This window comes from Crenothrix polyspora (assembly GCF_900163755.1).
Taxonomy (GTDB): domain Bacteria; phylum Pseudomonadota; class Gammaproteobacteria; order Methylococcales; family Methylomonadaceae; genus Crenothrix; species Crenothrix polyspora.
Genome location: NZ_FUKI01000001.1, coordinates 44,621 through 61,963, shown reverse-complemented (window position 1 = coordinate 61,963; position 17,343 = coordinate 44,621). Strand labels below are relative to the sequence as shown.

The following is a 17,343-nucleotide window of genomic DNA, read 5'->3' as shown; positions in this document are numbered from 1 at the left end:
GGTTTTGTCAAAACAAATAACGGTATTCTACAGAATCCCCGCACTTTTAATCACACCCGCATTAACGGGCGCTGTAACTAAAGCTCAAGCTCAGTTAAACTCGGATGATTATTTGGGTGACGACCCTGTGGTCAATGCCACTAGCGTCTTTTAACCTCAACAGGTCGCATCATTTCATTGTCTTCATGGGATAAAATATGGCGGCTCTTATTGGTTTTTGATGACATGGTAAAATTAAAGTTTTATTACCCATGTACTGCTTAAATATCAACAACCTTATAGACGAAAACAAATGTTACGATGCCATCAGACAAAGTCGTTGGCCGCATGGTGTGGATTGCCCTCACTGCACGTCCAATAATATTAATAAACGCGGCAAGAACCATCGGCAACCAGCATGTCGCTGATACACCTGTAAAAAGTGCGGGAAACGGTTTGATGATTTGACAATGACCATATTTGCGGGTCGCCCCAGCCATTGTCAGTTTGGTTCATTTATGCCTATTTGATGGCATTAAACGTCACAAACAAGCAGATTGCCGAGGAATTGAACTTGAACGAAAGTGATAGTCAGGCTATGGCAGAGCGTTTACGCGATGGCATTATCAAACGTCGTATTGATGTGCGGCTAAGCGGTATCGTGGAATTTGATGAAGTCTACATTGTGGCTGGGCACAAAGGCAAACCTGAAAAAATCAAAGGGAGGAAGCCGCGCTGTAGGAAGCTTAAAGGCGCTCGTGGCCGGGGCACACTGGAAAAAGAAAAACCGCCTATATTCGGCATGATACAACGAGGTGGCGAAGTACGTATTGCGATGCTGCCGGATGTGAAACAAAAAACGATTGAACCGATTATCAAAGCAACCGTTGAGCGAGGGACCCTTGTGAATACAGACGAATACAGCATTTATCATGCTTTGCCCACTTGGGGCTACGAACACAAGAGTGTCTGCCATAGCCGTGGGGAATACGCCCGTGATGAAGATGGCGACGGCTTTCATGAAGTTTACAGCGTTTTCAACTTAGGACAGTTACAGTCACCGTTCGTGCTGAGCTTGTCGAAGCATGGTCGGCACACTTCAACAAGCTCAGTGCGAACGGTTACGCTATAACTATTGAACTGTGAAAACGCTGTATGTCAATACAATGGAAGGTTTTTGGTCGCTATTACGTTCGTGGCTACGTCCGCATCGGGGAGTTTCTCAAGAAAAATTGCCCCTTTATCTGGGGTTTTTTGAATTCACTCATAATGTTAGGCGGCGGGGGCAGGCATTATTAGGGGCACTATTGGGTGCACTATTACTGCCCGCCGCATGTCCTCAAAACTCAATAAGAGCCTTAAAAAATTGGATCAAACTGATCTGAGTAGGGCATTCGCTTCAATCCCCAGGTAAAGCAAAAACAACTGTGGCCAAGCATCGTGGCCAAAAGTGCGTAGAATTACCTTCTTCTACTCTCAAAGCCCAAGCTCAGTTAAGCTTGGATGATCATCTGGACGACGACCTTGTGGCCAATGAAACTTACGCTCCGCCGCTGTAATCGCTAAATCGTTAATGCTGGCATATCGACGCGCCATTAAACCGTATTCGTCAAACTCCCAGTTTTCATTACCGTAAGATCGGAACCAGTCACCGCTGTCATTGTGCCATTCGTAAGCAAAACGCACCGCGATACGGTGGCCGTCAAAAGCCCATAATTCTTTAATTAAACGATACGCGTGTTCCGTTGCCCATTTACGTGTTAAGAATGCAACGATTTGATCTCGGCCTACCGAAAATTCCGCGCGGTTACGCCATTGGCTATCAACTGTATAAGCTAATGCAACGCGCTCAGGATTACGATTATTCCAGCCATCTTCCGCCATGCGGACTTTTTGAGCAGCGGTTTCGCGTGTAAACGGTGGAAAAGGCGGGCGGGGTTCGTGGTTAATGGTCATGAAAAATTCCTATGTAAAAATAAACTCGTAAAGTGGATTCGTCAAAACGTGGCTTGCTTGTTTGGTATGGCAGCTTAATTGGCGACTGGTGGTTTGCTGGCGCGAAACCGTCCTATACGCTAACACTACGCTTCCAAAATTTTCAGCAACGGGCACATAAATATTGCTTGAGTACTGGGCAGCTATCATTTGGTGCTGTGCGTTAAGGAACGTGCATGAAATAACTTGAACAACTTAAACGCCACCACCGTTCGTGCTGAGCCTGTCGAAGCATGAACTTGCTCAAGTTATTTCGTGCGCGTTCCTAAGTATCTGCCATAAATGCCCAATCTATCAGTAAATCAGGAAAGTGCTGTATTTGTGTGGGTTAGTTCATACCAAAAACATCCGGCATAGCGTAACGTCCTTGGTCATCCAGTTTGTAAACCATAATCCATTGATCTTCTGGGTGAATAATCCAATATTCCTGTACGCCGTGTAATTGGTAAAGGCTACGCTTGGTATTCATGTCTTTCAGTGCCGTGGAAGGCGAGAGTACTTCCACTATCCAGTCAGGTGCGCCAAGACAGCCTAATTTATCTAATTTTGACGGGTCACAAATGACACTTAAATCCGGCTGTACCACGGTATTTATGTTGTCATTAGTTTCATTTTTGCGTGGCAGGCGAACATCGAAAGGTGCTACATAGCCTTTGCAGGGCTTGCCTTGTAGGTAATTACCTATCTGCCGCCCCAATTCAAATACAATATCTTGGTGTAATCGCTGCGGGGCACTCATGGCATAGGCTTCACCATCAATAAGCTCCCAGCGCTCTTCGTCAGGCCATTGACTATAGTCGGCGTAGGTAAATGTTTGGTTTAATTTTTCAGCGATATTCATGGTGTTAGCTCTTGTTTTTATGGGTCTCACTTACTGTTGCTGCTAGTTAACTCGTAAGGTGAATCGCCAAAGGCAATCCGCCACAACGTGGCTTGCTTGTTTGGTATTGCGCGTTAATTGACGGTTGGCGGTTTGCTGGCGCGAAACCACCACCCTACGAGCTACGCGTTCTACAGAACGTGTTCAGCCTAAAAGGTAGCCGAATTACTCCACAAACACCGTCACTAATTGACTGCCGCGTTTACCGTGTTTTTCAGTCCACAGCAGTAAAAAGCCATTTTGTGTTGGCACAATACGCGGATGCACCGCATTATGACGGGTAATCGACCATTGAATGGTATCCGCCCACGTTAAGCCGCCGTCTTTAGATTGTGTGGAAGACACCGCGCTGCCGTCTGGACCGGTTGCATCCCATACTGCCCGCACGCGCTGATCGCCCAGTGCCGCAATATCACCGTGCAGGGCTCTATCACCTAATTTAACCGGCGCAGACCACAGCTTGCCCGCATCCACTGAACGCAGATAATACAAGCCCTGTTTTTGCTCAATACCTGTCCACACCACACTGTGCATAATATTGGCGCTGGAAAATGCCAAGCCGCCACCCACATGCGGGCAACCGTCAAACTTCCAGCCAAAATCACCGACACGCACCGATTTTTGCCAACTAACGCCATTATCCAAAGACTGGCTAAGCGTCATATCACGTACTTCCATATCACGGTATAACACATTCAATGCACCAGAGGGCGACACAGTTATTTTATTCCAGCAACACGAACAACTCGTATCATCCAAAGTAACACTCTTTTGCCAGTGCATACCACCATCATCCGAGCGACCATAGCGCACACCTTGATAGCCGTTCTCGTCCCGATCATCCAGCCACACCGCATGGAAAGCGCCGTTATCTGTGGCCACAACATCTATATGCGATTGATCACCGGCATTATTAGCGGCGGGGTTGCTACTGGCTTGCCAGCTTTTACCGCCATCGTGTGAATACACGCTTACCATTGGCCCCATGCCTGGAATTTCACCGGTAGTTTGCCATAAAGCCACTAATTTGTTGCCGGACACGGCCAATTGAATATCGTTACCGCGTGTTACCATTGAAGGCGGTTTAGGTGTGATGACATCGATGGCTTTCGACCAGTGCTGGCCACCATCGTCAGAATACACATAACGCACCACAGCGTGCTTATCTGCAGCAGATAACAGGCCAATGGCAATCAAGTGGACACGATTTTTATTCACTAGCACATCAAAGGAGCGAGTTTCTGCAAAACCTAAACCGCCATTGCTACGATCTGCATCTATGGAAGATGTCATCGCAGGCTGCACAGGATTCATAGCAGTAAATTCGGTACAGGCACTCAGTAATACCGTACCCACAATACACGCTAGCCGCCTTGTCTTACGCCACGTTGTTTGTTGATGATTCATTTTACTATTTTCTCAAATTGGCTCAAATAATCCGCTTCGGTTAACACGCCACTGACACCGATTCTCTGCTGGGCTTTATCAAAAAAATAGGTTCTGGGTAATTCGCCATACCAGGTAGAATCAATTTCATATTGTAGTTTTGGTGTGTTTTCATCGGCATAATTCCAGTTTTCAACCGTGGTTAACTTGTTTTTAACTAAAATAGCCTCAATTTGCGCGGCTGCTTCTGCGCCATCGGTAGCTAACATAACCATTTTAAAATCAGGTTTGTTTTTATGCAGCTTACTCAGTAAAGCCATGTCTTTTAAACAAGATGAACAGGTCATTGACCAGATCACCAGCATAAACGGCTGTTTGTTGGCAGCGGTTACTAGGTGTTGATAACTGCCCAGTACAAAAGGTTTTAAAATAGCTTGTTCGGCCTGTACCGCGTTATGTTGCGCGGCCATAAACACGAATAGCGGTAAAACAAATTTTTTCAGTCGCATAACAGTTTGCTCTGTAGTTCAAAAACAGGGTTAATTGTGGTGTTCTAGCCTGCTTGCTGGTTGATAATACCGCGTAGCAATGCAGTTGTAATGTGTTTTACTTAGTGTACCATTAACGGCAGAAGTTCTTTTATTCCCCAAACGTTAACACGGCACAACCGTCATTTTATGCTTTTTCTGTCACAGCTTACGGAGCGTTTATGAAATCTCAACATCAAATAAAAATACCGTCAAATAACCTGTTTTTAAGTTTACTGGCAAGCTCACTGTTTATTCAACCACTACACGCTGCCGAACACAAAAATTTTCTGGGTATCGGTTTTGTTAAAATAGAAGCCGGTTGTTTTCAAATGGGGTTAGAACAGCCGCTAAAAGAAGCCCAGGCCAGCAGCAAAGCCGAAATGCCCAGCCACAAAGTGTGTATCGATAAAGTCTTTTATTTGGGCGAAACCGAAGTTACCCAAAAACAATGGCAAGCACTGATGGAGAAAAATCCCAGCAAATTTAAAGGCGATTTCAAACCTGTCGAAAAAGTTAGCTGGAATGATGCACAAGAATTTATTAAACGCTTAAATGCCAAAGAAGGCGGTACGAACTATCGTCTACCAACCGAAGCGGAATGGGAATACGCGGCCAGAGCAGGTTCTACCACATTGTATTCATTTGGCGATAGCGCCAGCACTTTAGGCGACTACGCTTGGTTTGGCAATAAAGGCTACGGCGGCGATACCCATGAAGTTGGCCAGAAAACAGCCAACGCCTGGGGTTTGCACGATATGCACGGCAATGTCTGGGAATGGGTGCAAGACTGGTACGATCCTGGCTATTACAGCCAAAGTCCCAATAAAAATCCAGAAGGTGCCAGCACCGGCCAATACCGGGTGTACCGTGGCGGTAGTTGGGTGGGTGATGCTATTAGTCTACGCTCTTCGGTACGTTTTAGTGGCTTGCCGATGACGCGCAGTAACGATATTGGCTTTAGATTACTCAGGCAGGTCGACTAAGCGTTATCTTGATTTTACAGAGACATTCGGCATTGGTGCATAAATTAATCGATGCCGACATTTCCCCTTACCCCCTTTTTTTAGGACAGAGCTATCCCTACCCGAACCGAAACCGGCATACTCAGGCAGGTCATAATGTTCATCGCCGCGACACGGGCATGGACTTCAGTTTGCTGTGTTTCAAAAATACGGGAAGCCAAGCTGTTACCAAACAGTTGTTTGAGGCGGTACATCGCATTACAGCAATACTTCGTTTATGATAATCGTTGGATCGCTTCCATTCTGCCAAGCTTTAGTGCGTTATAAGTCATTGAACCAGTTTTCCACTTTTAAATCGGGTATGCGAGAAAATTCCCGCTCATTTGCGGTTACCACGATTAAATTTAGCGAAAAAGCATGGGCAGCAATCAATAAATCATGGCAACCGATGGGCAAACCTCTCCGCTCCAGATCGGCTCGGATGATTGCGTAGGTAACGTCCGCAGAATCTTGAAAAGGCAATATCGGTAAGCTTGCGAGAATTTGCTCGACATTAAACGTGAGCTTCGGTGATTGCTTTTTAGCCGCACCGTAACGTATTCACACGCGACAATAATGCTGGTGCAACTGTATTTTTCCCATCCTGAAGTCAGCATTTTTTCGGCCAGCCTACCTTGAGGATTTTTCACAAGCTCTGAGACGATGTTGGTATCCAGCAAATAACGATAATCGCCCATTTTAGAAAATATCTTCAGGTTCGACTACCGGATCAACTATGTCGGGAAAATCTTCATCCAGCCTTGGCAAGGTTGCCAGCAATTCCTTCAAGCTTTTTTTTCTGACCGGTTCAATAATCAGTGTGTCGCCTTCCTTACGGATGATCGCTTCGGTGCCTTCCCGTTCAAAATCGCGCGGAATTCGTATCGCTTGGCTGCGGCCATTTCTGAACAAGCTAACATGTCGTTCGTTGTGCATGACAATCCCCTATCATTGGTATATGAACGAGCATATGCCACGGCTTTCAACATGTCAAGCGTCCAAAAAAGGAAATAGTGTTGTTGAAATTCCAAGTGTCACGGGTTACGAGTAGGTTGGGTTGGTGCTGTTGCAACCCAACATTCAGTCCCATATGTTGGGTTGCGAAAAGCGTGTGCCCCAACATTTACTATTCCCCATGTGTTGGGTTGCCAAACAGCAGGCAACCCAACCTACGCGGCTTTTCACCGCAGTCTTTAGCGCTACTGGCGTTGGAAACCGCGAACATAGCGGTGATTATCGCCAGAGGTATCCTATTTGATTTAATGCGTGGTGTGGTTTTCATTGGGTTCTTTCAGTTAAACGTGATCATGCTATAAGCGCCACTAGGCTGCCTGGTGCAGCATGAAATCTTTACAAGACCTGTTAAAAGACCTATTATTAGGTCATTAAATTAAAGCGAGTACGCTACCATGACTTTTCATGTCCTCACTGACATTGCCGCCAGCATCTCCGAATTGAAAGCCAACCCGATGAAGGTGGTTGCCAGTGGTCACGGGATGCCGATTGCGGTTTTAAACCGAAATGAACCGGCGTTTTATTGTGTGCCTGCAACGGCCTACCAAGCCATGATGGACTTGATTGACGATGCCGAGCTGCTAAAAATTGTGCAAGCACGGGCGACAGAGGCATCCATTAAGGTCTCGCTGGATGACTTATGAACTTGAATTTAAAAAATCGGCGCTTAAAGAGTGGCATAAGCTAGGCCACACGTTAAAAGAGCAATTTAAAAATAAGCTCAAAGTGCGGCTCGACAATCCGCATGTGCCCTCTGCGGCGCTGACGGGCGCACCCAACTTGTACAAAATTAAGCTGCGTCAACAGGGCTACCGCTTGGTTTATCAGGTTGACGATAAAACCATCATCGTCACTGTGATTGCGGTTGGCCAACGCAGCAAAAATGCTGTGTATGATCTTGCCCTTGCACGCTTAGACAAATGATCAGGCTTTCAACCAGTTACCTCAGCTGGGTTGTTGCTGTTTCTGGTAAACCCAACATTCAACGCCCCAATGTGTTGGGCTGCGAAAAGCGTGCAACCCAATCTACGCGGCTATTCAAAAAATCCAGTTTTGGCTTTGGTCAACAATTCTTGCCCACGCTCGGCTTTGCCCTGCCCGCGTTGGGCGCGAATTTCAAACTGGGTTTTTAAATCGAACTCAGCCAAAATGAGGGTGGTGACTTCATCCAGCAAATGGTTGACGCTCATGCCTTTGCTTTTGGCAAGTGCCTTTAGGCGTTGATGTTTTTGTTCTGGCAATCTCAGGGTTAATGCGTTCATGCAGTGCCTCCTCGTAAAAACACTTCGGGTGTCAGCAGGGAAAGGTCGGGAAATAACAATTCACCGCTTTTTAAGTCTTTGATATTCCGCGACACAATACATTGGGCATGGCCTGCCACGGCCAGTTCAATCAAATGGTTGTCGGCTTCGTCTTTTAGGTTGGGTCGCCAGCCGAAATAGATGTCTGTCCAACGGCATACGCCAAAAAAGATGTCCAGTAATTCGTTGCGTTCAGCTTTGTTTAAGTGACACGTCTTGAAGAGGTCTTCACGGTTAACCACATCGCTGTATTCGGCAAACAGGGCTGCGCCCATCAGTGGCGTATGGTCTTTGCGTAGACAAGCCGCAACCACTTCGGCAGCAGAACCGGTTCCCATACAAGCCGCCACAATAATATTAGTGTCGATCACAATAATCATGCTCAAAATGGTAGCATATTTGCCACCATAGTAGCTACTGAACTAAGCCAAAATTATCTGTAACAACGCAGGTATTTAGGATGGGCACAAACCAACCTGTGCCCACAAATCGCGTTGTTGAAATTCCAAATGCCACAGGTTACGAGGTTGGGTTGCCAAACAGCAGGCAACCCAACCTACGCGGTTTTATTAATTTATTGCTGGCTTTCGTTACAATTAGTGTAGATATTTCATCATCTGCCAAATATAATCTCTCTATGAAATATGAATGGGATAAAAATAAAGCATCTGCCACTATTCTAAACATGGCATCACATTTGAAGAAGCCAAAACGGTTTTCAATGATCCGCTTTATGTAGATTTTTACGATCCCGATCATTCCTATGGTGAGCATCGTTATATTCTTATAGGTGAATCTAATCAGGGTAGGCTATTGTTCATTTCCTATATGGAGCGTAACGAGGTTATTCGGTTAATTAGCGCAAGAGAAGCAACACAATCAGAACGGAAAGCATATGAACAAAATTGAAATTGAAGATGAGCTTCGGCCAGAATACGACCTAAAAAGCTTACAAGTAAGAAGAACGGGAGCTGGACGTAAAAGCTTTGGTGACATGGTTCGTTTAGAACCTGATGTTATTGCTGCATTTCCAGACGCTAAATCTGTCAATGCTGCGTTGCGTTCCCTGATTGAAATAGCAAAGCGTTCCACTAACTTGACCCTTAAAGTAGATTCATCGGTAAATAATCCTCCATTGCTTTAAGGTACTGGATCAGACACCGTGTGCATCACTAAAAAATCACCAGGTCAGTATGGTAGGTTGGGTTGGTGCTGTTCCAACCCAACATTATAATTGTGCAATGGTGTTGGGTTGCCAAACAGCAGGCAACCCAACCTACGCGGCTAAATTACCTTACGCGTTAAAGGATTTCGCCAATATCTTGCCGCCCCAAGACGTTAATAATTTCTACGCTGTCACTCACAATACGGTAGTAGATGCTATCCACTCCACAAACGCTGCGTCTATAACCTTCTCGAATATGGTCAACAGACTGATATAAAAATGGATTTTCCGCTATTTGCTCAAAGCGAGCAAAAAGGGCATCGTAATATTTATCGGCCTGGGCTTCGCCATATTCTCGAAATCCCCGCTGGTAGATGCGTCTAAGGTCTTCTTTTGCGGCCTCGGTGATTTTATAGTTCGCCATTACGCCGTAGCTCTGCCTTAAATTCTGCGCGGATTTCCTCACGGGTTTGGGTAATAAAGCCGCTTTTTTCGGATGCCATCAGTTTGGCGCGTATCAGTTCAATCTCGCTTTGTTGTGCCCGTGCCTTTCTTATCAAGTCGTTTACAATCTCGCTTTTGCTGGCATATTCCTCGCGCTCAAGCAGATTGTTCAACCATTGATCGTTAGGTGCAGAAAAAGAAATGCTTTGTCGTGTCATTATACCCTCCGTTTTAGGTGCGTTTTTGGTGCAATTTTACACCAAAAACGCAGCTAAGAAAGGTAAAAAATAGAAATCATGCAGTAGGATGGGCACAAACCAACCTGTGCCCACCCTGGGCAATGCTATTATTGCGCTTCCACCGCTTTAATGGCTTCTTCTACTTTGGCTTTTTCTTCTGGGGATGCCGATGCGGTCTCTGCTCTAATCTCCGCTGCTGCCTCTGTTACCGCCTGTGCTTCTATCTGCGCTTGCTCTTCCGGCGTTAGTGCAGGTGCAGCTTCTTCAGCGGCTACCAGTCCAGTGTTTAAAAGCATGGCGGCAAACAGTGCGGTGGTTAAAAGTTTTGTGTATTTCATAATATTTCCTCGGTTAAAAAAGTGATATTGTCACATTGTTACCACCTATTGGATTAGGGTGGTTATTCCAAATTCAAGCCACGCAAAATGATTTGCTATCGCACTTTCGGGGGGTGGAGTCGCTTCCTCATCTCTGCTTTCGCCGCCGCCTTTGCCGCCGCCTTTGCCGCCGCCTTTGCCGCCGCCCTGTCTGGTTGTGATGGTGGAGCAGCAAATACTGCCGCAGTATTTAAAAACAGTACAACAAGCAACGCGCCTGATAATAGTTTTGCAAATTTCATAGTATTTCCTCAATTAAAAGTAATAATGTCACCTCCTATTTACTGGGGAGGTAGTTCCAGTTCTTAGCCGGGATGCCCCAAGCCTTATCTATTGCGACGGCACACCTAACCCAAGCAGCCACGAGAAATCAAGTGATTTATACGTAGTTGGTAGCGGCGTTGGGTTGTCTACAGCTGCCGATCCGTCTGGCGGGAGTCCTCCAGGTGTAGAACCTGCTGCCGCTCCAGAGATAGCCCGCTGGGCGTAATTGTGACAAGTGATACATGAAGCCTGCCCAGGTTTAACTCCAGCGTTGAATTCAACAAAGGAATTGCCCAGATTGGCGTGACTGACAGCCGGTTGATCGAAAGCTGTCTGGGTGCCGACTAGGCGATAGTTCCTGAACGATGGATCGAGTGCTGTACCTGCCTTGTCAAATAACGCTGCAAGCTCTAGCGATATCTTTGTTTTTTTACCTTTAGACTTAGCGGGAACTGAACCCCAAGGGTCATAACATACGTTGTAAAGATCCGGATTGCAGCGATTGGGGTTTGTGGCTTTGTTTTGCGGTTCAAATGTTGCCCATAGCCATTTTGGATAAAGTTTAGAACTGATATGCATGCCAGTCAGTGCGTAACAGATGTCGCCGATTTTCTCTTGATAGATCGTAGTGGTATTCGGCGACTTGCAGTCGAAGGTCACTGATCCGTTATAAGACGACGCTGCAACCCAGTCGGCTTTGACCTCAACTGCACCCGTGGGGAAACTAATTGTGCCACCGGATTGCAGAAAGGTCATCTGACCTGCATTTGTTAGTAAGCCTTTGCGTGTTGCATAGGCTTCTTCACTGGCATTGATGGTGACTTCTTCGCAAAACTGAGGCTTTTCCTTTTCCTTTTCATTGAGGTTTGCTGGCACGAAGGGCGCTAACGATGGATCCGCTGTATCCTTCGTAGTCATTGCTGAGCATGCCCCTGTGCGCCGTGGATGGTGAGATGTACTCTCTTTGGTATTTGCTGCGCGAAGTACGCTGCCGTGAAGACGGCGAACATTACAATCAGCTGGGTTATTCAAACACGCCTGTGTTTTCCAGGTTTCCCAAGTGAGTTGCTGATTCGCCACTTTGCAATTTATCGCAACGAAAATCTGCCAGGCGGTTTCTTCCGGGCTACCTGCTGGTTTCTCAGGCAATGCGCAAGCATCGGTTGGTACAGCAGGTAAAGCCAATACAAACTGCCCCCTGCCACTTAGCAAGATGCCAATGGCGAATATGAGCAATCTTGGTAATCTATGTTTGTACATAAGCATGACTCCAAAAGTCAGTGGATTTAGTGGGTTATTAGTTCGACTTGACGTATGCCTTCCATTTCATCTTCACTTTTAGCCAAGCCTTTCGCCCCGTTGATTATTCGCCCGGCCATAGGTGGGGCATAATGCCTATAGCCGGGTTTATTGCGTAAGGCATTGGCTACGCGTCAATCTGTAGCAACGCAGAATCCAGAACACAAAATCCAGGATTCCGCAGCTCCTATGGAAAATTAAATTAACGCACTGGCGGCGGTGGCACGTTAATCGGCGGCACGTTCGGCCGCTTAGGTGGTGGTCCAGCAAATGCTGCCGCACTATTTAGAAGCAGGACAGCAAGCATTGAACCTGCTAATAGTTTTACGATTTTCATAGTATTTCCTCGTTTAAAAGTAATAATGTCACCTCCTATTCACTGGGGAAGTGTTTCCAGTAAGTTGGGTTAACCGTTTTTCGGTTAACCCAATATTTGATGTCAGCCCGCCAACACCGGCACAAAACACAAGGCATAAAAAACCCGATGCCTGCAAAAACAGACATCGGGTTTAGGGGTGTTTTAAAACGAAATGGGAACGCTGCCGCTTGACTGCCAGTTGCGGCAAGCCGAAAATTATTGTTGGCTTGGCTTGGCTTGGCTTGGCTTGGCTTGGCTTGGCTTGGCTTGGCAAAAAGTATGCGCGGCGGTTTTAAATTGACAAGTCATAGTGCTGTAGTTTGTTTCGGGTTATAAATTTTACGGTTGTGTTGTCTAATACCTTACAGTTAATCTTAAAGCAGCAACCGTGCCAAAATTTTACAATTTATATTTTTTTATAAATCAATTAGTTAAAATACTAATAAGCACAAGCTGTAAACTTAATTGACAAACTGTTGTCAAAAAAATATTTTTTCTGTAAACAGGATGGAATTTATTTAAAAATGAATGAGTTAGCTTGTATGACTGCTATTGACAACTGACTTGACATGTTTGGTTGAAAAATTGCTTGTTCTGGAAGGAAAGTGTGATTTCTGCAAAAAATTGTTATTTTTTGTAAGAGTTGTAAAGTTTTTATAAATATCCGTACTTCTACTTATAATTTACGCAAATAATAGGTCGTAAATTAATTTGACAATAATATTTTATTAAATGGAACTAAATACTCGTTTTATTGTCTTAGTGCCGCGCAAAATTTGACACAAACGCCGTGTTTTAAACAGAGTTTATAATTAAGAGTTGTAAGTTTTTTTAACACTCGCCGTAAAATAGCTAAAAACGCAAAATAATAACCAACTGGAGTGGTAATATTTCACACTTTTACCTTAAAAGGCCTATTTTTGGAGAAGGCTAAAATGAGGGGAGATATTGTAGCTAGGGTTTGAATAATTACACGAAATGAAACCCATACCTTCAGGCAAAATTTTAATAATTGCTTAAACCGCAAACACAACGCGGTAAGGCGCAATCACATTCAGGAGATGGGTGTCCTAACAAAACTTAAAAATTCGCCAGGCGAAATAATTGAGATATGCCGAAACGGGTGCATCGTGCGCAAATGGGCATCACCACTGACAATGACCACAGCGTTTGTATCTACGGCAAGCTCAAGGAATTTATTATCCGTCTTATCCACACAGGCTTCTATGACGCTTTGCGTGACATGCAAGTCTGTCATACTGGCTAAATTAGCCAGAAATATCAATCGGTCATACTCTGTCCAGTACTTTGCAAATTTTTTACGCGCTGAAACAGTTTCTAGTTCTGACCACGTAGCATCAGAAGCCACCCATTGAAATTGCTTAACCGCCTCCGTTAGTGCGGTTGCACTCACTGACGCAGGATACATCAACGCACTAATGAGCGCATTGGTATCAAAGACAATACACGGTTTAATCGTCATTAGACTTAATCAGGCTGCTAACTTCCATTTCGCTTAAGATTGGATTCTCTGGCCGCTGGGCATTTAAGCGCCCAAAAAATTCGCGTAGCTCATTGCTAGCCTCAATACCATCTTTTGGTGATACCTCACGAATCAAGCGTGCAATGCTGGATGTCATCTTAACGGGAATGGTTAAAAAAACCGGTTGCCCATGACTGGTGACAACCACCGTGTCGCGCTGTGCCTCTCTTGAAAATTGACCGAATTTAGTCTGTGCATCACGGGCAGTAATAATTTGCATGGGAACTCTCCAAATAACTATATTATCAATATAATGGCCATTATAGATATTATACGGATAATGTCAAAATAAGCATTATAAACAAGCTATAAGACGCAATTCGTAGAGTACGGAACAATACGATCAAGTTATTTTCTCTGCACTGTCAATATCATCCTCAAAATGCCACTGAAAATTGGCGTTGGTGCATAAATTAATTGATGCCGACATTTCCCCTTTACCGGCGTTGGTGCATAAATAATATTTTTAAAAATCATATTGTTATAGTTAAATTTTTACGAAAAATACGCTGTTTTTCGCAAAAATCAGCAAAAAAAGGAATATTCTAAAATTTAAAATATTTTTTATTTCATGTTGTTACAGCCATGATTTATGCACCAACACCAATATAATGCCATATTTGTCAATTTATGCACCAACGCCGAGACATTCAGCTTTTATTCATTCTTTCATGCTAGAATCTGGCTCGAATCTGGCTGCTTAGTTCGATTCACCGTTATTAGAATGAGATGTAATTGATTAATCTCTTAATAAGCCTCATCTTATCTGACACGTACGATTGATTATCGCTACAGGTGGTGTTAAATCGGCTCTTAACTCTATTTTAGATGCAGGCTTGCTTTGTTTTACATGACTGTTTGATTGCAATTTTTTAAAATACGAATAAAATGTGAGTCGGTATATAAGCCATTAACAAAACTTTAATAATAAATAGCAACAACTTTAGGACTGTAATATGAAATTTTTAAAAAAATTCGGATTGGCTGTGTTAATTGCAACTTCTATGGGTACTTTTTCAACCGCCGTACTGGCTGAGGTTGACGAAGGCAGAATAGCCTACGGCCCTGAAGAAGCCATTGATTTAGTAAAAGCTAAAATTAAAATAGCTGAAGAAGGCATCGCAGCGAAAAAGAGCGGAGAAGAGGTTTCTGGCATGATTTTAGAAGCATTACATGCTAGCAAAGAAATCAATGCAAATGATAAAGTTGACAATGCACGTATGAAAGCCAATACCATCTTGAAATCTGCCAAAAAACACGCTAAAGAAGGTAATTTGACAGAAGCGAGTGCAGAACTTGCCACAGCAACAACAAAATTTGAAGACTTAAGATATTTGATCACACACGGTACTTGGTAAGACCATTTTATCAAAGTGAAGCGTAAAGTCCCGCCGTTCAGGGCGAGGATGTAATCCAATTTCCTTATTATATCAATGTACTGGCGCGTGGACACCGCGTCTTAGACTGCCAAGCGAGTGGTGCATTAATGCCACCGGCAACAGTAACCAGCAAGAAGCCGCGAGGCAAGCTTACTCCTTAGCAATAAGGAATCCCCGTGCTTAAACGCGGGGAGGATGTCAACTAGTTGCGCAACGGCAACTTTCTAGGGAACGCGTATAAAAAACTTGAGCAAGTTGATGCTTCGACAAGATCAGTACGAGCAAAACTGGTATTTTCAAGTATTCAACTTATTTTGTGTGCGTCTTTAAGCTACGAGATAGATGTAAATTTAGATAAAAAACGTAAGTTAAACTAACACCTAATTTTTAGGACTGTAATTATGAAACTTTTAAAAAAATTCGGATTAGCATTATTGATTGCCACATCTATGGGCAGTTTTTCAACCGCCGCTTTGGCTGAAGTGGATGAAGGCAGAATAGCTTACGGTCCTCATGAAGCTATTGACTTGGTTATCGGTAAAATAAAAGCGGCTATCGTCGCAATAAAAAGCGGTTCAGATGGTGCTGCCGTTGCACCAATGATTAAAGCGGCACTGGATGCCAGTAAAGAAGTTAATGCCAATGACGTTGTTGATAGAAATCGTTCAAAAGCTAACGACATATTAAAAGCTGCTAAAACACATGCTAAAGCCAGTTCTTTGCAAGAAGCTGAACAAGAATTGGAAAAGGCACAAAAAGCCTTTGAAGCACTGCACGGCCAGGTTTAACGGCTATAACCTGATACACGCTATCCTGATTGAGTTTACCTCAATCAGGAGGCTTCAGTGCTTTATTTTAGTTTGATTACTCTGTGCAAAACTGCCATTCGTTATTTTACAAAACAGCTTTTTTCCGCAGACGCTTCCACTTCCTTCAGTTTTTTCTTCAAATCCTTCGATTGTTTCGGATCACGAAACGCCGCGCCACTTTCTCCTGGCACACCACGCAAATTAGTAAATGTTTTGGCGGTATCGAACGCTTCAAAGCTCATCTGTTCGGCTATTTTGTCAATTTTACAGCCACAGGCGTATTGGCTAATATAATTTAAGCCGCCGTGTTCCGCTATACAGTTTAAAACATAGTCCACACGATCCCGTGTTGGATAATTATTTACTTGGCTGGCTGGTTCAGTGGGTTTTTCTGGTATCGCTGTGGTGGCACATGCGGCAAGGTTAAGCGCAATCGCGCTTAAAATAAGGGCTGTGTAGGGTTTTTTCATATAGCTCAATCAGTCAGTTAATGCCGCTAGGGCGAATAGTGTCAGCCATTTTAACGGCTAGATTGCGCTTACGCACATTCAATGGCAAGATTAAGTCCACAAAACGGCAACCATGCTAGCACCTTAAATGCCAACATGGTTGCACTGCAAAGGCTTAGCAGCAAGCCTTACCCGCTTCCGTTGCCGCAGGCACTTCTATCAAACGACCGCTTTTGCAATCGTAGATATAGCCATAGACAGGAATATTGCCAGGCACTAACGGGTGATTTCTAACCCGTGTGACATCTTCCAATACGCTGGATTCTTGATCTTTAATAGTCAGCCAATCAATATAATTACATTCTGCGGAGCCAGGGCCATCGCCGGAATCATGCCAACCTTCTGCATCAATAGACGCGGTTTTTAAGCTGCTATTTAACAAACGGCGCATGATTTCATCGGTAAATAATTCCATACCGCAATTGGTATGATGAATAATAAACCACTCACGGGTACCTAATAATTTGTAAGAAATAACCAATGAACGAATCGCGTCATCGCTAGCACGACCACCCGCATTACGGATGACATGGGCATCGCCCTCTGACAGCCCGGCATATTTAGCAGGATCTAAGCGTGCATCCATACAGGTTAAAATGGCAAAGCTTCTGGCGGGTGGCAATGCCAACTCGCCTTTATCGCCAAAATCCGCTACATAGGCTTGGTTAGCCGCTAATACTTCATCTAAAATTTTGCTCACAACGTTTAACTCCTCTCGTTATTATTTTTTAATGTCACCAACTACTGTATCCTCACGCCGTTTGCTAAACTGCCATGTGCAAAACAACTGGGATGACGGATTCTACCGCATTAACACGGCCTTTTAAATAGCCTATAGTGCTATAACTGATTTACATAAAGTAGAAACAAG

At 44.4% G+C, this 17,343-nt stretch carries 28 protein-coding genes; 10 read left to right on the top strand and 18 right to left on the bottom strand.

What is annotated here, in order from left to right; genetic code table 11:
* The first annotated feature begins 251 nt into the window (after window positions 1–251).
* Window positions 252–407 carry a transposase gene (locus CRENPOLYSF2_RS19075; protein WP_245807837.1) on the top strand — a complete coding sequence of 52 codons (156 nt, stop codon included), beginning with the start codon at window positions 252–254 and terminating at the stop codon, window positions 405–407.
* 101 nt (window positions 408–508) lie between these two features.
* The gene (locus tag CRENPOLYSF2_RS19070) at window positions 509–1,111 is read left to right on the top strand and encodes an IS1595 family transposase (protein ID WP_245807836.1); all 603 of its coding nucleotides are present in this window, start codon (window positions 509–511) and stop codon (window positions 1,109–1,111) included.
* Window positions 1,112–1,455: 344 nt separating this feature from the next.
* On the opposite strand, the gene CRENPOLYSF2_RS00275 is transcribed toward CRENPOLYSF2_RS19070, so the two are convergent.
* The 4 genes from CRENPOLYSF2_RS00275 to CRENPOLYSF2_RS00260 form a co-directional block, all read right to left on the bottom strand.
* Complete coding sequence (locus CRENPOLYSF2_RS00275; RefSeq protein WP_176370978.1) at window positions 1,456–1,935, bottom strand: nuclear transport factor 2 family protein; 480 nt, start codon at window positions 1,933–1,935, stop codon at window positions 1,456–1,458.
* A 367-nt stretch (window positions 1,936–2,302) separates the two neighbouring features.
* Window positions 2,303–2,815, bottom strand: a complete 513-nt coding sequence (locus CRENPOLYSF2_RS00270) for a Uma2 family endonuclease (RefSeq protein WP_087141973.1) — start codon at window positions 2,813–2,815, stop codon at window positions 2,303–2,305.
* A gap of 204 nt (window positions 2,816–3,019) precedes the next feature.
* The gene (locus tag CRENPOLYSF2_RS00265; protein ID WP_087141972.1) at window positions 3,020–4,261 is read right to left on the bottom strand and encodes an exo-alpha-sialidase; all 1,242 of its coding nucleotides are present in this window, start codon (window positions 4,259–4,261) and stop codon (window positions 3,020–3,022) included.
* Window positions 4,258–4,749 (bottom strand): TlpA family protein disulfide reductase, encoded by a 492-nt coding sequence (locus CRENPOLYSF2_RS00260; RefSeq protein ID WP_087141971.1) that lies wholly within the window; start codon window positions 4,747–4,749, stop codon window positions 4,258–4,260. The genes CRENPOLYSF2_RS00265 and CRENPOLYSF2_RS00260 overlap by 4 nt, the downstream gene beginning before the upstream one ends.
* 200 nt (window positions 4,750–4,949) lie before the next feature.
* Here CRENPOLYSF2_RS00260 and CRENPOLYSF2_RS00255 point away from each other — a divergent pair, with 200 nt between their 5' ends.
* The gene (locus CRENPOLYSF2_RS00255) at window positions 4,950–5,753 is read left to right on the top strand and encodes a formylglycine-generating enzyme family protein (RefSeq protein WP_087141970.1); all 804 of its coding nucleotides are present in this window, start codon (window positions 4,950–4,952) and stop codon (window positions 5,751–5,753) included.
* A gap of 80 nt (window positions 5,754–5,833) precedes the next feature.
* On the opposite strand, the gene CRENPOLYSF2_RS18680 is transcribed toward CRENPOLYSF2_RS00255, so the two are convergent.
* The 3 genes from CRENPOLYSF2_RS18680 to CRENPOLYSF2_RS00245 all read right to left on the bottom strand — a co-directional run bounded on the left by CRENPOLYSF2_RS18680 (window position 5,834) and on the right by CRENPOLYSF2_RS00245 (window position 6,707).
* On the bottom strand, window positions 5,834–5,986 hold the full coding sequence (locus CRENPOLYSF2_RS18680) for a hypothetical protein (protein ID WP_176370977.1): 153 nt from the start codon (window positions 5,984–5,986) through the stop codon (window positions 5,834–5,836).
* Between the two features lie 67 nt (window positions 5,987–6,053).
* Window positions 6,054–6,275, bottom strand: a complete 222-nt coding sequence (locus tag CRENPOLYSF2_RS19400) for a PIN domain-containing protein (protein WP_336469708.1) — start codon at window positions 6,273–6,275, stop codon at window positions 6,054–6,056.
* A gap of 195 nt (window positions 6,276–6,470) precedes the next feature.
* Window positions 6,471–6,707 carry an antitoxin gene (locus CRENPOLYSF2_RS00245; protein ID WP_087141969.1) on the bottom strand — a complete coding sequence of 79 codons (237 nt, stop codon included), beginning with the start codon at window positions 6,705–6,707 and terminating at the stop codon, window positions 6,471–6,473.
* Window positions 6,708–7,180: 473 nt separating this feature from the next.
* On the opposite strand from CRENPOLYSF2_RS00245, the gene CRENPOLYSF2_RS00240 reads away from it, so the two are divergent.
* On the top strand, window positions 7,181–7,429 hold the full coding sequence (locus CRENPOLYSF2_RS00240; RefSeq protein ID WP_087141968.1) for a type II toxin-antitoxin system Phd/YefM family antitoxin: 249 nt from the start codon (window positions 7,181–7,183) through the stop codon (window positions 7,427–7,429).
* Window positions 7,419–7,709, top strand: coding sequence for a type II toxin-antitoxin system RelE family toxin (locus CRENPOLYSF2_RS00235; RefSeq protein WP_087141967.1), 291 nt, complete (start codon window positions 7,419–7,421; stop codon window positions 7,707–7,709). The genes CRENPOLYSF2_RS00240 and CRENPOLYSF2_RS00235 overlap by 11 nt, the downstream gene beginning before the upstream one ends.
* Before the next feature lie 110 nt (window positions 7,710–7,819).
* On the opposite strand, the gene CRENPOLYSF2_RS00230 is transcribed toward CRENPOLYSF2_RS00235, so the two are convergent.
* Together CRENPOLYSF2_RS00230 and CRENPOLYSF2_RS00225 are read right to left on the bottom strand one after the other, a co-directional pair.
* A complete protein-coding gene (locus CRENPOLYSF2_RS00230) occupies window positions 7,820–8,047 on the bottom strand; it encodes a toxin-antitoxin system HicB family antitoxin (protein WP_087141966.1) in 228 nt (75 codons plus the stop codon).
* Entirely contained in the window at window positions 8,044–8,466 is a 423-nt protein-coding gene (locus CRENPOLYSF2_RS00225; protein ID WP_087141965.1) for a putative toxin-antitoxin system toxin component, PIN family, read from the bottom strand. The genes CRENPOLYSF2_RS00230 and CRENPOLYSF2_RS00225 overlap by 4 nt, the downstream gene beginning before the upstream one ends.
* Window positions 8,467–8,546: 80 nt before the next feature.
* Here CRENPOLYSF2_RS00225 and CRENPOLYSF2_RS19065 point away from each other — a divergent pair, with 80 nt between their 5' ends.
* Genes CRENPOLYSF2_RS19065 through CRENPOLYSF2_RS00215 form a run of 3 tightly spaced genes read left to right on the top strand, consistent with a single transcriptional unit; the run spans window position 8,547 to window position 9,230 of the window.
* Window positions 8,547–8,825, top strand: a complete 279-nt coding sequence (locus CRENPOLYSF2_RS19065) for a hypothetical protein (protein WP_245807835.1) — start codon at window positions 8,547–8,549, stop codon at window positions 8,823–8,825.
* Window positions 8,753–8,995, top strand: coding sequence for a BrnT family toxin (locus CRENPOLYSF2_RS00220; RefSeq protein ID WP_336469707.1), 243 nt, complete (start codon window positions 8,753–8,755; stop codon window positions 8,993–8,995). The genes CRENPOLYSF2_RS19065 and CRENPOLYSF2_RS00220 overlap by 73 nt, the downstream gene beginning before the upstream one ends.
* A complete protein-coding gene (locus CRENPOLYSF2_RS00215) occupies window positions 8,982–9,230 on the top strand; it encodes a hypothetical protein (RefSeq protein WP_087141964.1) in 249 nt (82 codons plus the stop codon). The genes CRENPOLYSF2_RS00220 and CRENPOLYSF2_RS00215 overlap by 14 nt, the downstream gene beginning before the upstream one ends.
* 157 nt (window positions 9,231–9,387) lie before the next feature.
* On the opposite strand, the gene CRENPOLYSF2_RS00210 is transcribed toward CRENPOLYSF2_RS00215, so the two are convergent.
* The 7 genes from CRENPOLYSF2_RS00210 to CRENPOLYSF2_RS00180 all read right to left on the bottom strand — a co-directional run bounded on the left by CRENPOLYSF2_RS00210 (window position 9,388) and on the right by CRENPOLYSF2_RS00180 (window position 13,995).
* Window positions 9,388–9,675 (bottom strand): type II toxin-antitoxin system RelE/ParE family toxin, encoded by a 288-nt coding sequence (locus CRENPOLYSF2_RS00210; RefSeq protein ID WP_087141963.1) that lies wholly within the window; start codon window positions 9,673–9,675, stop codon window positions 9,388–9,390.
* Complete coding sequence (locus tag CRENPOLYSF2_RS00205) at window positions 9,662–9,913, bottom strand: ribbon-helix-helix domain-containing protein (RefSeq protein WP_087141962.1); 252 nt, start codon at window positions 9,911–9,913, stop codon at window positions 9,662–9,664. The genes CRENPOLYSF2_RS00210 and CRENPOLYSF2_RS00205 overlap by 14 nt, the downstream gene beginning before the upstream one ends.
* 128 nt (window positions 9,914–10,041) lie before the next feature.
* Complete coding sequence (locus CRENPOLYSF2_RS00200; protein ID WP_087141961.1) at window positions 10,042–10,272, bottom strand: hypothetical protein; 231 nt, start codon at window positions 10,270–10,272, stop codon at window positions 10,042–10,044.
* A 95-nt stretch (window positions 10,273–10,367) separates the two neighbouring features.
* Window positions 10,368–10,553 carry a hypothetical protein gene (locus tag CRENPOLYSF2_RS00195; protein WP_087141960.1) on the bottom strand — a complete coding sequence of 62 codons (186 nt, stop codon included), beginning with the start codon at window positions 10,551–10,553 and terminating at the stop codon, window positions 10,368–10,370.
* 88 nt (window positions 10,554–10,641) lie between these two features.
* Window positions 10,642–11,835 (bottom strand): hypothetical protein, encoded by a 1,194-nt coding sequence (locus CRENPOLYSF2_RS00190; RefSeq protein WP_087141959.1) that lies wholly within the window; start codon window positions 11,833–11,835, stop codon window positions 10,642–10,644.
* 1,451 nt (window positions 11,836–13,286) lie between these two features.
* Window positions 13,287–13,715, bottom strand: coding sequence for a putative toxin-antitoxin system toxin component, PIN family (locus CRENPOLYSF2_RS00185; RefSeq protein WP_087141958.1), 429 nt, complete (start codon window positions 13,713–13,715; stop codon window positions 13,287–13,289).
* Window positions 13,705–13,995, bottom strand: a complete 291-nt coding sequence (locus CRENPOLYSF2_RS00180) for a type II toxin-antitoxin system Phd/YefM family antitoxin (RefSeq protein WP_087141957.1) — start codon at window positions 13,993–13,995, stop codon at window positions 13,705–13,707. The genes CRENPOLYSF2_RS00185 and CRENPOLYSF2_RS00180 overlap by 11 nt, the downstream gene beginning before the upstream one ends.
* Before the next feature lie 736 nt (window positions 13,996–14,731).
* Between CRENPOLYSF2_RS00180 and CRENPOLYSF2_RS00175 the strand changes: the two genes are divergently transcribed.
* Both CRENPOLYSF2_RS00175 and CRENPOLYSF2_RS00170 read left to right on the top strand, forming a co-directional pair.
* Window positions 14,732–15,133 carry a hypothetical protein gene (locus CRENPOLYSF2_RS00175; protein ID WP_087141956.1) on the top strand — a complete coding sequence of 134 codons (402 nt, stop codon included), beginning with the start codon at window positions 14,732–14,734 and terminating at the stop codon, window positions 15,131–15,133.
* A gap of 422 nt (window positions 15,134–15,555) precedes the next feature.
* Window positions 15,556–15,942, top strand: coding sequence for a hypothetical protein (locus CRENPOLYSF2_RS00170; protein ID WP_087141955.1), 387 nt, complete (start codon window positions 15,556–15,558; stop codon window positions 15,940–15,942).
* 101 nt (window positions 15,943–16,043) lie between these two features.
* On the opposite strand, the gene CRENPOLYSF2_RS00165 is transcribed toward CRENPOLYSF2_RS00170, so the two are convergent.
* Complete coding sequence (locus tag CRENPOLYSF2_RS00165; RefSeq protein WP_087141954.1) at window positions 16,044–16,433, bottom strand: hypothetical protein; 390 nt, start codon at window positions 16,431–16,433, stop codon at window positions 16,044–16,046.
* Window positions 16,434–16,587: 154 nt separating this feature from the next.
* Complete coding sequence (locus CRENPOLYSF2_RS00160) at window positions 16,588–17,172, bottom strand: beta-class carbonic anhydrase (protein ID WP_087141953.1); 585 nt, start codon at window positions 17,170–17,172, stop codon at window positions 16,588–16,590.
* Between the last annotated feature and the right edge of the window lie 171 nt (window positions 17,173–17,343).

Coding starts and splice junctions, on each gene's coding strand:
- CRENPOLYSF2_RS00225 (WP_087141965.1), bottom strand. CDS start 8,466: ATGATTATTGTGATCGACACTAATATTATTGTGGCGGCTTGTATGGGA.
- CRENPOLYSF2_RS00205 (WP_087141962.1), bottom strand. CDS start 9,913: ATGACACGACAAAGCATTTCTTTTTCTGCACCTAACGATCAATGGTTG.
- CRENPOLYSF2_RS00235 (WP_087141967.1), top strand. CDS start 7,419: ATGACTTATGAACTTGAATTTAAAAAATCGGCGCTTAAAGAGTGGCAT.
- CRENPOLYSF2_RS00275 (WP_176370978.1), bottom strand. CDS start 1,935: ATGACCATTAACCACGAACCCCGCCCGCCTTTTCCACCGTTTACACGC.
- CRENPOLYSF2_RS00270 (WP_087141973.1), bottom strand. CDS start 2,815: ATGAATATCGCTGAAAAATTAAACCAAACATTTACCTACGCCGACTAT.
- CRENPOLYSF2_RS00170 (WP_087141955.1), top strand. CDS start 15,556: ATGAAACTTTTAAAAAAATTCGGATTAGCATTATTGATTGCCACATCT.
- CRENPOLYSF2_RS00215 (WP_087141964.1), top strand. CDS start 8,982: ATGAACAAAATTGAAATTGAAGATGAGCTTCGGCCAGAATACGACCTA.
- CRENPOLYSF2_RS00255 (WP_087141970.1), top strand. CDS start 4,950: ATGAAATCTCAACATCAAATAAAAATACCGTCAAATAACCTGTTTTTA.
- CRENPOLYSF2_RS00185 (WP_087141958.1), bottom strand. CDS start 13,715: ATGACGATTAAACCGTGTATTGTCTTTGATACCAATGCGCTCATTAGT.
- CRENPOLYSF2_RS00260 (WP_087141971.1), bottom strand. CDS start 4,749: ATGCGACTGAAAAAATTTGTTTTACCGCTATTCGTGTTTATGGCCGCG.
- CRENPOLYSF2_RS00265 (WP_087141972.1), bottom strand. CDS start 4,261: ATGAATCATCAACAAACAACGTGGCGTAAGACAAGGCGGCTAGCGTGT.
- CRENPOLYSF2_RS00200 (WP_087141961.1), bottom strand. CDS start 10,272: ATGAAATACACAAAACTTTTAACCACCGCACTGTTTGCCGCCATGCTT.
- CRENPOLYSF2_RS00195 (WP_087141960.1), bottom strand. CDS start 10,553: ATGAAATTTGCAAAACTATTATCAGGCGCGTTGCTTGTTGTACTGTTT.
- CRENPOLYSF2_RS18680 (WP_176370977.1), bottom strand. CDS start 5,986: ATGTACCGCCTCAAACAACTGTTTGGTAACAGCTTGGCTTCCCGTATT.
- CRENPOLYSF2_RS00175 (WP_087141956.1), top strand. CDS start 14,732: ATGAAATTTTTAAAAAAATTCGGATTGGCTGTGTTAATTGCAACTTCT.
- CRENPOLYSF2_RS19070 (WP_245807836.1), top strand. CDS start 509: ATGGCATTAAACGTCACAAACAAGCAGATTGCCGAGGAATTGAACTTG.
- CRENPOLYSF2_RS00190 (WP_087141959.1), bottom strand. CDS start 11,835: ATGTACAAACATAGATTACCAAGATTGCTCATATTCGCCATTGGCATC.
- CRENPOLYSF2_RS00165 (WP_087141954.1), bottom strand. CDS start 16,433: ATGAAAAAACCCTACACAGCCCTTATTTTAAGCGCGATTGCGCTTAAC.
- CRENPOLYSF2_RS19065 (WP_245807835.1), top strand. CDS start 8,547: ATGGGCACAAACCAACCTGTGCCCACAAATCGCGTTGTTGAAATTCCA.
- CRENPOLYSF2_RS00210 (WP_087141963.1), bottom strand. CDS start 9,675: ATGGCGAACTATAAAATCACCGAGGCCGCAAAAGAAGACCTTAGACGC.
- CRENPOLYSF2_RS00240 (WP_087141968.1), top strand. CDS start 7,181: ATGACTTTTCATGTCCTCACTGACATTGCCGCCAGCATCTCCGAATTG.
- CRENPOLYSF2_RS00245 (WP_087141969.1), bottom strand. CDS start 6,707: ATGCACAACGAACGACATGTTAGCTTGTTCAGAAATGGCCGCAGCCAA.
- CRENPOLYSF2_RS00230 (WP_087141966.1), bottom strand. CDS start 8,047: ATGAACGCATTAACCCTGAGATTGCCAGAACAAAAACATCAACGCCTA.
- CRENPOLYSF2_RS00180 (WP_087141957.1), bottom strand. CDS start 13,995: ATGCAAATTATTACTGCCCGTGATGCACAGACTAAATTCGGTCAATTT.
- CRENPOLYSF2_RS19075 (WP_245807837.1), top strand. CDS start 252: ATGTACTGCTTAAATATCAACAACCTTATAGACGAAAACAAATGTTAC.